Source organism: Spirochaetota bacterium (assembly GCA_038043445.1).
GTDB lineage: Bacteria > Spirochaetota > Brachyspiria > Brachyspirales > JACRPF01 > JBBTBY01.
On record JBBTBY010000043.1, the window covers coordinates 12,375 to 27,922 of the forward strand.

The following is a 15,548-nucleotide window of genomic DNA, read 5'->3' on the forward strand; positions in this document are numbered from 1 at the left end:
ACGATTATGCTGATAGGGCCCGTAATCCCTGAAACACGGCCGGGGGTCAGCGCGTACCGATCTCGTACCACAACGTTCTGTGTTTCGGCCCGATGCTGATCACTGCATTGCCCTTCGCATCCGCAGCGATATCAACTTTGGTTTTCCTTTGTCCGCGTTCATCGAGAGCCCAAGCTTCCGTCCGGCTTGCCGCGCTCGGCATGCTGACGCGGGCGGGTATCCCTTCGACCATGGTCGGTCCTTCGCCCCAGCTGTTCTCCTTGCCGACTATCCTGTCTACGACAACGGTCCATCCCTTTTTCGAATTCTCCACATATCCTGTTGCGGTGATGAGCCATCTCGAGCCTTTGGAAGAGTCGCCCTCCATTCTCGTTACCGTGATGGCGCTCCATCCGTCCTGCCGCGTCGGCCCCGGTTCGATCGTTACATCGCCCAATTCGTAGCGGTTCCCGCCGCTGTATCCGATAACAGCTTTGCTTCCGGCGGTGTTCACCGTAACGACGCCCCGTTGCTTTTTCCTGAGATCCCAATCGAGTTCGCCGGTATCTGAAATGATCCTATCGTCGCCGACCGTGACCTGCTCCGGGCGAAGTGTTCCTGCGGGGGGTGATCGATCTTCAACGGCGATGAGGGTTCGATGTTTGAGCGGTGTCGCATGGGGGATACCGGCATGTCCGCCCTGCACGGCATCCCATCGTCCGCCGATGGTGCGAAGGATATCGATCTCGCGATCTTTGGTGATACTGGTGCATACCGTTTCTTTCGCCGCGCGCACATCGCCGCGAAGGTACATCGCCCCGGCGGGAATAAGCGTTATCATCCTTGTGGGATGCTGATCGATGTCGATGAAATTACAGATGCTTCCCAGATCCCAGCGCGCTTCATGCGCGAATCGCGATGTGGAAAGATAATCCCAATCCTGCAGCCCCGCATACGCCCCGCGGATAAGATCGCCCTCGCTCACGAACGTATTGGGCGCGCAATGCGCGTATTCGGTGATGCAGAACGGTTTCCCGACGACGCTGCGAAGTGCAAGGTTCGGGATAAGACCGCCGAGATCGTTCACCATCGATGCATACCCTACGGTAAAGTTATTGGAATTCCATGGGGCCGGATGCTGCCAATAGCCGTGTGAGTCGATGGCATCGAATTGTGCCATGAGATTGGGCGTGCTGCAGCCGACGATGGTGCCGATGACCATGGCTTTCGTCCCGAGATCGTTCTTGATATAGCCCTTCATCGTCTTCCAGTATCGATCCTCGGTGTCCCAGAGAAAGGTAAGCCAGTCGCGCTGCGCCGATGCGGTAAGTTCGCCCGGCCCTTTCACCAGGGGTATGCGCCTCCCCTCAAGCCGTTCATCGGTAGTGTTCACCGTCGCCCCGCCGGGTTTAAGCGATACCCCGGCTATCCAGAACGATCCCTTTTTCATCTGAGGATCGAAGACCAATCGCGCCGTATCGTCTGCCTGGCCCATGCGCGATACGAAATGGAAACGCTGCCACACCGGTGTCAATTTCATCGTGTTCATCATACCGAGCACTTTCCAGGGGACACGATTCATGGAAATGCAGACATCCATCGTGGATGCGCTGTCCGCCTTCGCCCAGAAATCGAGCGTGTACATACGCCCCTCGGCAATGGCAATATCCCTCTGTTCGAACCGTATATGCCAGCTCTGTGTTCCCGGCTTCGTTACTTCAATGAGCATGGTTTTCCCGCTCACATTGGGCGGCATATCATCGGTGGGGGAAACGGACGCCCCCGCCCCCGCGTTCTGCTCGAGCAGCCACTGATCGATACCGGCGGCGAAATTCAAATTCCGGATCATCTCATCACCGATCGCCTCAGAGTCGTTCATATTCCACGATGATCGCAGGCGATCGTCGGAACCGTATTTCTGCATAAGCCAGTCGTTCCACAGCCCGCGCAGTTGCGTCAGATACAGTTCAGGAAAGGTCCCGACGATGCCGCCGCTGTTCCCTATGCCGCCGTAGAGTATATGGAACAATCCATTCTCATTGTTCACCTCGACGAATGCGACCGCCGGCTCCTCGGTGTAGGGCTTGCCGGTGTACGCATTGGTATGCGTGAGAAGATTGTGCGCGAATTCCTTCTGCAGGTCGATGATCTGCTTGTCGAAAAACCCTATTGCATGCCGTCCCTGAAAGCTGTTCCCTTTCGCCTGTTCTATCTCTTTCGGCAGACCGTCGGCCGCGCTGATGGGGCGATAGTTGAGCAGGCAGAGATATGTGTAAATGCCGTTCTTTTTGAGCTGCGCGATATAGTAATCCATGCGATCAAGCGCCTCGGGGTCGAATACCCGCGTATGCTTCGAGTCGCGAAGGTACAACCCCCGGGGGAACGGATATTGGTCCATGTGATGAAAGCGAACGATATTGATACCGAATTTCGCCATGCGCGCCGCGATCTTCTCTGCATCTTCCTTGGTCGGGAAATTCGCCGCATGGGTGATGTCCACGCCGCGAAGACGAATTCGTTCCTTCCCGGCATAGATATGTCCGTCCTCGCCTGCGCGGAGCGTCCCGAATTTGCCCGCGGGCTTATGCAGCCAGCCGGAGATATTAGCGATGCCGGGCGACGAGTCATCCCAGGGCAGCACGAAGGGAAATAGGGCCGCATCCGATTCTGCTGCTATTGCCGGCAGTACGGTAAAAAGAGCAGATACAATAATAAAAACGAAGCCCGTCAGCCGCATCGATGATGTTTTTCCCATTTTGTCCTCTCCGGATGTGCAATCATGCTCGCACGTACGTTCCTTGTTCTCAGCCATACCATCATACTATACGCCGGGAGGCATTCTGTAAATACACGAATCGGTTCGACGATTATACAAAGCGGCGTTCCGATTCGTACTGACAATTTCCATTCTGTCCGGGACGCTTCACGAACGTCCCTTACGCCGTAAGAACTTTGCTTTCGTGCGTTGCGCGTTCAAACACATCGTACGCCCACTCATCCCATTCCTTCGCAACACCGATCCCTTTGAGATCGGGATAATTCTTGGCAATAAGCCCGCCGTCGAAAAGTTCTATCATCTTCTTCGCTTCATCTTCGATGCGTGCTCGGTCACCCGTCGGCATCACCGCCTGAATATCCACCGGCGAATAAAGGCATACGTTCAGTTCGCGGAATTTCGCCGCGAGCTTCTCGAGGCCGTAGGCATGCGGCTGGTCGAATTGGAACGCGTTCACACCGCATTCGGCAAGATCATCGAGAATGCCCCAGTTGTAGCCGCAGGAGTGCATGAGCACATGGAGGCCATGCCGGTGCGCTGTGCCGAAGAGACGCTTGTAGAGCGGCTTATAGATGTCGCGCCACATGTCGGGGGATATGAGCGTGCCCTTCTGTGTGCCCCAGTCCTCGCAGAAGAATATGCCGTCAGCACCGGCATGTGCACTTTGCATGATGATGCCTTCGATGAGTTCGGCCATTCGTCCGTGGAGTTCATCGATATATCCGCGCTCAAGGACGAGGTCCTGGAAATAATTCTCCATCTTCCGGAGATACCGTGCGCTCGCGAATATGAAGCCGCCGATGAACATGACGCGGTAGCGCTCGGTCTCCTTGGCGAAGAGCTCCTTCGCCTTTGCGTAACGCATCGGGTTCGCGAAGTCGGGGAGCTTGAACGACGCGAGCTGCGACCAATCCTCAATGGCGGGCTTGAAGATCTCGCCGCCCGCGCTCATGTTCTCGATGCGAAACCAGACATTGCCCCATTCGTCGTCGTAATACTCGAAACCGTTCTCGTTCCAGCGATGCTGCTTCCATGACGACGATGCGCCGATGCCGGCTCCGCAGAAATCGTTCATTCTGCCGTTATCAAAGCTCATCCCTATGCGTTCAGGGCCTTTCCGTTCAAGGTTCCTGATGATATTCTCGCGTGGTGTCATACACTGCCTCCGCATTGATCGCTTGAGGATATACTCGCTACGGGGGCCCCAGCGGACAATGGAAAATAACGGATTATCTTTGTAAATTCATGACATGCCGGTCAGTATACAAAAGCACGGCGCTAAGGCCCTCTCGCCGCATCTACGGCATAAGCGGGAGAACGAAGAAGAAGATGCAGATGAAGTGGCAAATGCTTCCGGCAAGGGCAAAGCTGTGCCACACCGCATGATGATAGCGGAACGTTCGCCGGATATAGAACACTGTTCCCGATGTGTAAAACGCGCCGCCGAGCAAAAGCCAGATCAAACCCGCGATCGGCAGTGTTGCGATGACCTTCCCGAATGCGAGGAATATCGTGCACCCCATCATGATGTATACTGTCGTCGAGAGGAGAATGAAGCGTTTTGCGAAGAATATCTTGAGCACGGCGCCGACCGCCGTCATCCCCCACATGATACCGAATATGACCCATCCCATCGTTCCGCCGATGACGACAAAGCAGAAGGGCATATAGGTCCCGGCTATGAGGACATAGACACCGGAATGATCGAGCACCTCAAAGACATCCTTTGCCGGCTTCATTCTGATGCCGTGAAAGAGCGTGGACATGGTGAATAGAAAAACGAGGGTAACACCGTAGACAATGAAGCTTACGGGATACCATTGGGTGCTGTGCGCAGAGGAATGGATGATAAGGACGATAAGCGCGGCGATAGCAAGGAGCGCACCTCCACCGTGTATAGCCGCATTGGCGAACTCTTCGCCCGGCGTGAAATCTTCGTCGTATGTCATATCCATCACTCCGACTCTAATATAACAATTGTTGGAGGAAGAGTCTGCAGCGAACCCTATTTCGCATGCCGATGTTCTCGGCGTATCTTCCCCGTGGGGAGATATCCGTACCGGCGGAGGTCCGCCTCGCTTTTGAAAGCATGCAGGCTGCCGGTGATGATGATCATTCGCGAGGTCGTCACTTCCATGAGTGTGCGATAGTCATGATCGGTAATGATGAATCCTTTCTCCGTTCGCCATTGCGTCAATGTCCGTATGATGTCCTGCTGATAGATCGGGGATATTCCGGTGAACGGTTCGTCAAGCAGTATGAACTCCGCCGGTGAATGCAGGAGGAACAGGACTTCAAAATACTTCTTCTCTCCCCCGGAGAGGCTTCCGAAGCGATGTTGCCACAGGGAGGATATCCTGGCATCGGCCTTGAGCGATGCAGCGAGTTCGCGGGAAAGGAATGATGCCGCTTCAGACAGGCGCATATGCTCCGGAATGAAATTCTCCTGCGGGCAATATGCGATCTTCCCCGAAAGGAACGGGGTATTAAAATAAGATCCATTGATCAATACATGCTTGAAGGCTTCCGGCAGCATGCCGTAGATGGTCCTAAGCAAAGTGCTTTTCCCGGCACCATTCCTGCCGAGAACGCCGATCACGTCGCCGATCCGGCATTTCAGATATATCCCGCTCAGCAGTTTTCTGCCGATATACGAATATGATAGATCGCTCACTTCAAGTGTTCCCATGGCGTTTTGCGTCATCATAGAAGCGCCGCCACGACATACAGCGGGAATACACATGCGAACGTAATGACGTACGAGGACAGATACAGAATACTGCGGCGTAATCCGAAATTGCTGTACAGTATGCGGGAATTCCGGAGGAAGTATTCATGGAGCAATGCCCCGGCGGCGAATCCGAATGTCATGGCTATGAAAAGCAGCATTTTAAAATACGACGCTATTTCGTGCAGCATACCCTGCCGTGAGGAGTTTCCGATCGGAAGAAACAGTGATATCAGCAGCGTGAGGAGGACGGTGACGGGTACATTATATTTTATGACCCGCGAGAAATGGAAAAGGATGATATTGATGTAGCGTGCCTTTGTCATAGAGAATCGGGAACTCCTTTTGGATATGTGCTCAATGCCCGTATGATCTCATCAGCATCGGCGAGCATTTCCTGAAGCGAATGGTGATCGCCGTTCACGCCCGCACAGACGAGCACATCACGAATGAGCAATGACCTGTCCTTGTATGCGGAGAGCACTGGCGCTGCGTCCTGCGATTTCGATAATTTCCTGCCGCCGGGTGCGATCAAGGGATGATGAATGAGCGGCGTACGTGCGAACGCGGTAAGCGAGAGCGCTTCGCCGATGATGACTTGCACGCAGGTGGAATCGAACAGATCACGCCCGCGGACGATATGCGTGATGCCGAAATGAACATCGTCGATGACGCTTGCGAGCTGATATGAGGGAATTCTATCCCGTCGGCGCACGACAACATCCCGCATGCTTGCAGGGAACGGCGAGGTGACAGCGCCGCGGAAATGATCGTTGATAGACACCGTATCGGCATCGATGCGCATTCGCCAGGCGACATCCCCTTCGAAGGGAAGTCCGCGTTCTCGGCAAGCGCTTGCGCATCTGCCCGCGTATGTGCCGGGATACGTGCCGTCCGGCGATGATCGAAGCGCTGCACGGGAACAGCCGCAGGCGAAGAGTGTGCCGGCATCGCGAAGCGTTTCGAGCGCTTTGTCATAGAGATGCCGACGGCACGATTGGCCCCAGTTGCGGTAAAAGTCATCGGGGCCGGACGGGCCTTCGTCCCAGGTGATGCCGGCGAACTCAAGCGTGCGGAATATCGAATCCACATATTCGGGACGACTGCGCTCTGCGTCCATATCATCGATGCGAAGGAGAATGCTCATGCCGATGCGTTTCGCCATGAGCCAGGTAAGCAGGAATGAATAGATGTTCCCGATGTGCAGATGACCGCTCGGTGTCGGCGCTATGCGTGTGCGTAGTCGTGGCATACAATGCAGTATAGTGTCACCGTACTGTACGGTCAATAGTCCTCCATAGAGAACAGCGGGTTGCAACCCGCTGTTCTCATCGATTCTGATGAATTTTTTATGACCATTGTTCTTCGTTATGGGTGAATAGCATTTTCGCGACAGTCTCGCTTAATGATTTGACAAATAGCGTGATGGCCATACACTACCGGGCACTTGATCATCCGGGAGATGCTATGAAAAAAAGCCGTATCATTCTTATTTCCATTGCAGCGTTCGTCGGCGCACTGTTGGCAGCAGGCGCGTGGTTCTATCTCTGGTCGACCAGTTTTTCCGGCGATATAGCATGGAAGTCGGACAGCATACCGGCACCGATGCAGACACCGACGGCGTTAACGCTTGAGCCCCTTGGATGGCCGGAATGGCTTGGCCCGACGCATAACAATGAAAGTCCCGTCACCGGAATTCAGAAGGATTGGTCGCATGGATTGAAGAAGGTCTGGGAGATAGGATATCTCTGCAAAGGAGCCAAGGCCATGTCCTGGTCATGCCCGGCTATACGGGGGAATCGTCTCGTCGTTCCCGGCAGGGACGAAGTGAACGACTATATCTTCTGTCTCGATCCTGAGAACGGCAAGCTCATCTGGCTTAGAAAATATCCCCTCGCTGCAAAGAACAATTACGGACAGGGTCAGCGCGCCACGCCGACCATCGATATGAACAATGTCTATACCGTTTCGCGCGAGGGTGATGTGCGCTGTCATGCACTCTATGACGGCACATTGATCTGGGAATTCAATATCACCAATGCCGGATGCACGCCGCCGGAATGGGGCTCGGCCGGGTCTCCGCTTGTGTATAAAGACAGGGTGATCCTTCATGCAGGCGGCGGAGCGCTCGCTATCGCGCTCGATAAAAAAACCGGTGCGCTTCTCTGGAAGTCGCGCCCCGCAATGGGCTGTTATTCAACGCCAGCGCTTATGAACATCGGCGGCATCGACTACGCTGTCATACTGCATAAGCCGGGCATCAGTTTCATACACGCCGATTCCGGAAAAGCAGCATGGGATATTCCCGCAGGAAAATTCGCCACCGAGATGATGGTGACGACGCCCGCGGTATATAATGAGTACGTATTCGCAAGCACTATGAAAGGCGGAGGCAGCATCGTAGCGCGCGTAGAGAACGGGAGACCGAAGAAAATTTGGCAGAACGATGCGATAAAGTCGTATCAGTCAAACCCGGTGATCAAGGACGGATATATCTACTGCTACAGCGGCATGCCTATCATCAACAGCGGCTCCTTCGTCTGCGCGGAACTTGCCACCGGGAAAAAGATGTGGGAGACCGACCGCATCGGACACGGCACATCGATCTATGCCGACGGGCATATCATCTGTCTTGACATTCAGGGGAATCTGTTCCTGGTCAAGCCTGATCCGAAGGAATTCATACTTGTCTCGGAGATAAAGCACTTCGTTCCCGAAGGAAAAAAACGCACGTGGACGAAACCCATCATTGCGAACGACAAGCTCTATATCAGGCACGGGAATACGCTCGCCTGCTATCGGCTGAAATAGTTTCGTTCTCGGGCGCTCCCTTTATTTGCCGAGAAGCGGAAGCCGATACGCGGCCATCTCGGACGCATTGCGCACGACAAGCACATCGCCTGCCAGCGCGGGATGATTCCATGTTTTTCCCTTGAGAACACTTATGCTCGCAAGTTCGGTGAAGGCATCGGGCTTCGCTGCGACAAGGGCTAATGCACCTTTTTCCGACAGCACCAGCATCATGTCCTCATCGGCAAGGAGCACTATCCATCCGCGGTAGCGTTCGCCTTTCCATACACGCTTGCCGTTCCTGATATCGATGCAGGCTATGCTCGGCCCGTGAAAACCGTACGCATATCCCTTGTGAACGACAAAGTCGTTGAAGTTAAGTTTCATCTCCGTCGATGACCATACATCCGTGACCGACCACTTTCCGCTGTTGAGCGCGACATGTACGCGGCGTACGCTCTGTTCACCGTCGGAGCTCAGCATAAGATCGTTCGGGGCAATGAGCGCAGGCTGAAGGATACGGTCCTCGAGTTTCCAGGCATAGTTCCAGAGCTGCTTTCCGGTTTCAGGCGCGACACTCTGCGCTCCGGCCATGCTCACATGCACTATCTGCGGAACCCCGTTGATGGCAAGAAGATGCGGCGAGCTGTAGCTGTTGCCTCCATCGGGAAGCGACCAGCGCACGATGCCGTTCGCTGCATCATACGCGGAAAGCTTTCCGGAAACGGAAACAATGACGATATCTCCAATGACGAGCGGCGACGCGGCGAAACCCCAATTGAGATTTTTCACACTGCCGTCGGTCGAGGCATTGCGCGTCCATATGACCGAGCCGGTTTTCATATCGAGCGCATTCACAATGCCGGTGGCACCGAGCGTGTATACGCGTCTTCCGGCGATGGTCGGTGTCGCACGGGGGCCCGCACCGGCATGCGAATCGTAGAATCGCGCTTTGTCGCGGTGCTTCCAGACGGGCCTGCCGCTCGTGATATCATAGCAGGACACGGCCTCATGCTCGCCGAGCTGTTCCTGCGTGAAGAGCATATTCCCGCTCACCGCCATGGACGAACAGCCGGGACCGATACTTCTGCGCCAGAGCTGTTTCGGCGGTGATGACTTCCAATTCGTCGCTATCGATATGCCGCGGACGATGCTGTCGCGGTTCTCGCCGCGAAATCCCGGCCACGCCGCTTTTGTACCCGCTTCCGCGGGCACGGTGGCTTCATCGCCTTTCGCAAGGAGGCGGCTTTCCAGTGTCGGGGCCCAGCGCCAATTGAACGATTGATTCGCGCTCCCGTCCATGCCGTCGGTGCGGAGGAAGAGCCAGGGAGCCGATGCGAGGAGAATGCTGATGACCATAGCCGTTCGGCGGGGAAGTGCCGAAAGACGGCTGCCGATAACCGCCCAGAGAACGAACGCCAATGACATGGCCGGCGTTGCGAACATCATGAACATCATGCCCATGTTCGCCGTCGCTATCGATATGTCGAGAAAGAACGACACGGCGACAAGGGATACTATCGCGAGAACCGGGGCAAGCCATCGCTCAAAAGCTCGTGCGCGGCTGAAAAAACACCACCAGACAATGAGCGCCGGTCCGCCGAGCATGCCGGAGAACATCGCTATCATGAGCCCGTCGGGTTCTATGACAGGAAGAACGAATCGCAGCAGCAATTGAATGACAACAATAATTATGCCTGGCAATAATCGCAGACCTGTTTGCTGAGTAGTATCGCCCCTGTTCTCCGATGTTCCTTTTTCCGACATGTGCAACTCCTCGAATGTGATCTTCAGCATGATCGATCGCAGTATTCTGATTCGTCGGCAAGTATAACGCCGCATGGAATTCTGTCAATCGTGACTCGAACTGTCTGACTCGAACTGTTATGCACGAAGTCCATACATGCCGCATATCGATCGAATGTTATCGATGTATTGACGTGAGTGCCGGTTCTGATACAGTATTCCCATGGCGGTCGGCAAAGGTATATCACCGGCGAGCATCGATGCATCGCGAATAGACAGTTTCATCGAGAAACTCGGGCGAAACACCTCAAAATCGATCGCCTTGGGCGGCACGGATGCCGGCATGATATCGCTCGGGTTCTGGAGACCGCCGGACGGCACACACGCCATACAGGGAAGATTCCCCAATTTCGCGCTCCTCTATCTCCTCCGCGGGAATGCACGCTTCACCGACAAGGACGGCGAGCATCATCTTCGGCCCGGATCGCTCGTATACCGTACACCCGGAACGCATAGATTCCTCTACGATGATATTCCTTCGTGGATGGAATTCTTCATTCAACTATCGCCCGCGCTCTATAACGCCGCACCGCAGATATGCCCGCCGGAACGCATCGCCGCAGTGCCGATCACGGACGATCTGCTTGATGCGCTCCATCGGTTCATCGCTGAATTCGACACCACGCTTCCGCATTCCGTTCTGCTTGCGAAGGTGTACGCTGTTCTCGGCATGTTCAATGAGCGCATCGTGTCAACACCGTCACCCGCGGACAGGATACACACCGCCGCTGCCGCGATCGAAAACCATCTCGCCGATGATATCGATCTTGAAGCGATATCCGCCGCATCGGGAATGAGCTATGACCTTTTCAGGAAAGAATTCAAACGGGTGACCGGCACATCACCCATGCAGTACCGGCTGCGCAAACGCATCGAGCGCGCGCAGGTGCTGCTTGCGAACGGCGCCGCAAGCGCAAGCGAGGTCGCTCATCGTGTCGGGTATGCCGATATTTTCACGTTCTTCAAGCAGTTCAAGCGCATCACCGGCATCACGCCGAAAGCGTATCGCCGGTCGCTCGGGCGCGGGTAATGCTTCCATTTCGCCCATAGTTTTTCCATCCATGCTATAACCGATACCGTTATCCGAGTGTACCTTTATCGCGTACGATCATCATGGATCAAGACCGGGAGTACACGATGAACATACAGGAACTCTTTCCCGCGGACGAGCTTGCACGCCGCCGCGAGCACTGGGCGCAGTTCTGGCGGAACGATGCTGACGTGAGGACCATCATCGCCCCGCAGTCGGGCATTCGCTATACGAACACGCTTGATAAGGACGAAGCGCGTCGTGAATTCATACGACATATCGAAGTGGAAGCATCGCTCGGGTATGATACGCTCCCCGCGTTCAAATGCGTGCTCGGCACACCGGCGCTCGCAAGCGCGTTCGGCGGCACCTGGCATCGCGACGAGGGCGGCATGTTCTGGATAGACCCTATCATCGAGAAGCCGGAGGATGTATACCGCCTCACGCTCCCCCCGGCGATGAGCGGTCTTGTGAAAGAGTCGGTCGATATCTACCGGTATGTTGCTGCGGATATCGGCTGCATCCCGCCGCGTGTCCCTGACATGCAGGGTCCGCTTAACACTGCGTCTATGCTGTGGCGTCAGGAGGATTTCATCATCGCCATGTATGACAATCCGAAAGAAGTGCATCATCTCCTTTCGCTTGTCACCGACTATATCATTTCGGTCTTCCATTACTTCCGGGATAATTTCGAGAATGCTGAACTCGTTTCCTGGCCGAATCTTCATATGCCAGAGGAATACGGCGTAGGGATCATTGAAGATTTCACCGAACTCCTGTCGCCTGAGCTGTACCGCGAATTTGGGCTTCCCTATGTGAACCGTATTGCGCGGGAATTCAACGGGGTCTTCATTCATTGCTGCGCACGTTTCAAGCAGCACTATGACGCGTTCGCCGAGATATACAACCTCCGCGGGCTTGACACGATGTATCCGTTCACCGAACCCGCGGTGATCGCGGAGCGTTTTCCAGGCATCGTGCATACGATGGGTGCACACGCCCCTGCGCATCAGCAGGAGTTCGGCGGGTCATCACGGTCTTTCGTGCGCTTCATAAGCGAACGGATACCGCAGTCATCACGCATGGTCTTCATGCCGTATGACAGCGCCGATACGCTCGACGAATCGCTGATCGATACGATATGCGAATGCCGGATGCCTATGCGGGTATCGGCCATGTGCGTGTGATCGCTGCGCGGTCGTTCTTGACGTATACGCGCATGGCGATATACTTCACGGCGGGTTCTATTCAAAATATTAAGGATGCATCACAGCTCATCGGAGGCGCCTGTGAAGATCGTCTTCAACAGCATTGTTGTTCTAAGCATTATCTCCGCAGCATTGTTCGCTGCGCCGTCGGGCATCTTGAAGGATATTTCCTTCTGCGCGAGCTTCGATGAAAGCGCAAAGCCGGAATACAGTCTCGGATCGCCCGTGTTCAAGCCCAAGGAGCGCAATGCGCAGATAGTCTACACGGCGGGAAAGAACGGAAAGGGACTTCTTGTCGACAAGGCGCAGAACGCGACAGCCGTACAGTATTATGCTGCGGGTATAGTCGATGCGTCAGCGGGCACCATCGCGTTCTGGGTGCTTCCGTCCGATGACAGCGGCGTAATACAAGCGTTCAACTGCGAAGGTTTCATCGTTACCACGAAACAGAATCGCATCAATTTCTGGTCGTATACGGGGGATTGGAAGAACCGCGCGGACACGTATGACCCTGCGGCGAACAATGCGTTCTTTAAGAATGAATGGGTGCATATAGCGGTGACATGGGATAAGGAAAGCGGGCAGAAGATCATATACATCAATGGGAAAAAGATAGCTTTTGCGAAAGGGAAATTCCCGGAAAAGCCGTATACACCCAATGATTCCTGGATGAACATCGGCGGGAGCCGCCCGGGTTCCGGCACGGCGAACGATCTTTCGGGCGTTATTGATGAAGTCGCGGTGTGGAAACGGCAGCTTTCCGATGATGAGATAGCGACTATTGCCGCCAACTGGGTACCGGACAGGAACGATCTCCTTGCTGATGGCGATTCGGGCACGATGTTGAAGGATGCTGCTATCGGCTATGCATCGAAGAATGCGGGCGACGGCCTCTACTTCCTCGATCAGGCGGTGACAGTACTGGTACCCATAACGAATAATACGTCCGAACGCAATCTGCATGCAGAATATCAGGTCATCGATCATTACGGCGTTGTCGTTTCCAAGTCGGAAAAAGATATATCGCTTCCGTCACGGAACGGGATAATGGATGCGTTCACGTGTCAGGTGAACAAGTACGGCATGTACCGGATACGTCTTATTCTCACCGGTGACAAGAAGGAGAAAGGGAAGGATGTGGCTACGTTCGCTGTCATCCCGAAAGGATTATCCGAACGCGCGACACGCGATGAAAGCTTTTACGGCACGCATCCGAAATACTACGGCGCAAGCGTACGTCCGGAGCTGTGGGGCAAGGACATTAAAAAGGACGAGTACCATCTCGATATTGTCTGTAAGCTCGGTCTCCGCTGGGCCCGCTCGCATGATGTGCTGCAGACGACGCAGTGGTATCGTGTGGAAAAGGAGCGCGGCAAATTCGATTACACTATCTCCGACGGCGTGATAACGGCGCTCAAGGGGAAAGACCTTCGGATGATGGGGTCATTGTTCGCAACGCCGCTCTGGGCATCGAAGAACGAGAGCGTGCACGGATTTCACACGACCGAGGTACCGCCGGACTGGAATGAATGGGAACGGTATGTCAGGAATACGGTGACGCGGTACAAGGAATATGTGCGCGTATGGGAAGTATGGAATGAGCCCGATGCCGGGAAAAAATGGTGGGGCGGCACACCTGCCGAGTACGTCGAACTCCTTAAGCGATCGTATACGGTGATAAAGAGCATCGACCCCTCGCTCGAAGTGGTGGGCGGCGTCATATCGAGCTGGATAAATCTCGAAGCATTTCCCACGGAGATATTCAAGCTCGGCGCTGCAAAATACATGGATACGCTTTCCATACACTGGAAAACGAAAATGGGCGACAATGTCATGGATGGGATAAAGGTCTTTGATGATTTCCATGCGTATATGAAAAAACACGGGCCTGACCGCCCCATCATGAACACGGAAGGCGGGATATGGAGCACATCGTTCTTCTCCGATCTCGACTGCGAGGGGCTTCCCCCCGTCGCGAACCGACAGCCGCCGTATGAACAGTACCGCGATGCAGCGGACAACATCGTGAAAGCGTGCAGCATCATGCAGTCTGAGCATGTGAAGAAATATTTCCTCTATTTTTTCCGCGGCGACGGCGCTAATTTCGCCAAAGCCAATCTGGGTGAAACGTACTATCGCGAAATGCACTGGGATTTCGGTGCCGGCCCCTTTGACAGCGCGCCGAAGCCGCTCTTCATCGCCTATGCCTTCCATGCGTTCATGCTCGATGATATGAAATTCAGCAAGCGGCTCTCGAAGGACGACGCCGTCTGGTGCTTTACCTATGCGAACGACGACCATGCGACAGCCGTGCTCTGGGCAGAGACGGGAATGAAGAACATCGATGTAACGCTTCCGCTCGATGCCGCCGGACTCACCGCGCAGAACATCATGCTCAATGAGAAGAAGATACAAAGCGATGGAAGCACGATAACACTGCGCCTCGGCACTGAGCCGCTGTATCTCACCGGGAAGATAGACTGCAGGAAGATCGAAGCCGCGTTCGAGAATGCGTCGTATGACAGAAAGCTTCTTGCATCAATGACGGCCAAGCCCGATGTCCCCGATGCGATGCGCTCGGTGAAAGGTTTCGCGCAGGCACGCGAAGCACGCACGGACGGCTGGAAGAACATCGATATAAGGCCGTTCTGCAACATGGGATTTTATGATGAGAAGGCGGGCGACGGCATCGGCGGGTGGACGGATCAGGGCGCGCTCAATAATATCGACGGCATACCGACGGGAATGCAGACATACTACCATGTCCCAATCGACATCATCGACCCTGATAAGAATAGCGGGCGATCGTGCATTGTCCTTCAGTCGAAGGAAACACCGGCACTGCCGCTCTCAGCAGGTCCTATACCGGTGAATGCGCAGGCAGCCGCGATATACTTCACGCACTCATGCGCATGGGCGAAAGCAGGCGATACCATCGCATCATACGCCATCCGCTATGCCGACGGAAGCACCCGTGATATTCCCATCATCGTGAACGACAACACCACCGACTGGTGGATGAAACCCGTGTCGGAAGAAAAAAGCGTTCCGTTCCTGGTGCGCGTAAAGCGAACATCGGTTCCGGGGAATGCTCAGAACGAGCGCTTCATTCGCATATTCGAATGGCTCAATCCCGAACCGGCGAAACAGATAGCGTCGATAGAGTTCACGAGCAGGAACGGCACGGGGATACCGATACTGCTTGCAATAACCGCGAGAAAGGATTGAATA

Annotated in this window: 11 protein-coding genes; 4 read left to right on the top strand and 7 right to left on the bottom strand. The window is 54.8% G+C overall.

From position 1 onward, the window contains the following. Positions 1-46 precede the first annotated feature (46 nt). From AABZ39_06460 to AABZ39_06485, 6 genes are all read right to left on the bottom strand, one after another. Complete coding sequence (locus AABZ39_06460) at positions 47-2,734, bottom strand: carbohydrate binding domain-containing protein (protein MEK6794399.1); 2,688 nt, start codon at positions 2,732-2,734, stop codon at positions 47-49. Between the two features lie 181 nt (positions 2,735-2,915). Next, complete coding sequence (locus AABZ39_06465; protein MEK6794400.1) at positions 2,916-3,911, bottom strand: uroporphyrinogen decarboxylase family protein; 996 nt, start codon at positions 3,909-3,911, stop codon at positions 2,916-2,918. 142 nt (positions 3,912-4,053) lie between these two features. Then, positions 4,054-4,704 (bottom strand): hemolysin III family protein, encoded by a 651-nt coding sequence (locus AABZ39_06470; protein ID MEK6794401.1) that lies wholly within the window; start codon positions 4,702-4,704, stop codon positions 4,054-4,056. Between the two features lie 56 nt (positions 4,705-4,760). Then, on the bottom strand, positions 4,761-5,462 hold the full coding sequence (locus AABZ39_06475; protein MEK6794402.1) for an ATP-binding cassette domain-containing protein: 702 nt from the start codon (positions 5,460-5,462) through the stop codon (positions 4,761-4,763). Continuing rightward, entirely contained in the window at positions 5,459-5,809 is a 351-nt protein-coding gene (locus AABZ39_06480; GenBank protein ID MEK6794403.1) for a hypothetical protein, read from the bottom strand. The genes AABZ39_06475 and AABZ39_06480 overlap by 4 nt, the downstream gene beginning before the upstream one ends. Further along, entirely contained in the window at positions 5,806-6,735 is a 930-nt protein-coding gene (locus AABZ39_06485; protein ID MEK6794404.1) for a glutamate--tRNA ligase family protein, read from the bottom strand. Before AABZ39_06485 ends, AABZ39_06480 begins: the two co-directional genes overlap by 4 nt. Before the next feature lie 215 nt (positions 6,736-6,950). Between AABZ39_06485 and AABZ39_06490 the strand changes: the two genes are divergently transcribed. Next, the gene (locus AABZ39_06490; GenBank protein ID MEK6794405.1) at positions 6,951-8,294 is read left to right on the top strand and encodes a PQQ-binding-like beta-propeller repeat protein; all 1,344 of its coding nucleotides are present in this window, start codon (positions 6,951-6,953) and stop codon (positions 8,292-8,294) included. Between the two features lie 21 nt (positions 8,295-8,315). Here AABZ39_06490 and AABZ39_06495 read toward each other — a convergent pair whose 3' ends face one another. Continuing rightward, positions 8,316-10,040 (bottom strand): PQQ-binding-like beta-propeller repeat protein, encoded by a 1,725-nt coding sequence (locus AABZ39_06495; protein MEK6794406.1) that lies wholly within the window; start codon positions 10,038-10,040, stop codon positions 8,316-8,318. A gap of 202 nt (positions 10,041-10,242) precedes the next feature. Here AABZ39_06495 and AABZ39_06500 point away from each other — a divergent pair, with 202 nt between their 5' ends. From AABZ39_06500 to AABZ39_06510, 3 genes are all read left to right on the top strand, one after another. Next, entirely contained in the window at positions 10,243-11,109 is an 867-nt protein-coding gene (locus tag AABZ39_06500) for an AraC family transcriptional regulator (protein ID MEK6794407.1), read from the top strand. 107 nt (positions 11,110-11,216) lie between these two features. Further along, a complete protein-coding gene (locus AABZ39_06505) occupies positions 11,217-12,296 on the top strand; it encodes a uroporphyrinogen decarboxylase family protein (protein MEK6794408.1) in 1,080 nt (359 codons plus the stop codon). A 102-nt stretch (positions 12,297-12,398) separates the two neighbouring features. Further along, complete coding sequence (locus AABZ39_06510; protein MEK6794409.1) at positions 12,399-15,545, top strand: LamG-like jellyroll fold domain-containing protein; 3,147 nt, start codon at positions 12,399-12,401, stop codon at positions 15,543-15,545. Positions 15,546-15,548 lie beyond the last annotated feature (3 nt).

Excerpts from the sequence above, each read along its gene's own strand:
- AABZ39_06460 (MEK6794399.1), bottom strand. The coding sequence starts at position 2,734 with ATGGGAAAAACATCATCGATGCGGCTGACGGGCTTCGTTTTTATTATT.
- AABZ39_06465 (MEK6794400.1), bottom strand. The coding sequence starts at position 3,911 with ATGACACCACGCGAGAATATCATCAGGAACCTTGAACGGAAAGGCCCT.
- AABZ39_06470 (MEK6794401.1), bottom strand. The coding sequence starts at position 4,704 with ATGACATACGACGAAGATTTCACGCCGGGCGAAGAGTTCGCCAATGCG.
- AABZ39_06475 (MEK6794402.1), bottom strand. The coding sequence starts at position 5,462 with ATGATGACGCAAAACGCCATGGGAACACTTGAAGTGAGCGATCTATCA.
- AABZ39_06480 (MEK6794403.1), bottom strand. The coding sequence starts at position 5,809 with ATGACAAAGGCACGCTACATCAATATCATCCTTTTCCATTTCTCGCGG.
- AABZ39_06485 (MEK6794404.1), bottom strand. The coding sequence starts at position 6,735 with ATGCCACGACTACGCACACGCATAGCGCCGACACCGAGCGGTCATCTG.
- AABZ39_06490 (MEK6794405.1), top strand. The coding sequence starts at position 6,951 with ATGAAAAAAAGCCGTATCATTCTTATTTCCATTGCAGCGTTCGTCGGC.
- AABZ39_06495 (MEK6794406.1), bottom strand. The coding sequence starts at position 10,040 with ATGTCGGAAAAAGGAACATCGGAGAACAGGGGCGATACTACTCAGCAA.
- AABZ39_06500 (MEK6794407.1), top strand. The coding sequence starts at position 10,243 with ATGGCGGTCGGCAAAGGTATATCACCGGCGAGCATCGATGCATCGCGA.
- AABZ39_06505 (MEK6794408.1), top strand. The coding sequence starts at position 11,217 with ATGAACATACAGGAACTCTTTCCCGCGGACGAGCTTGCACGCCGCCGC.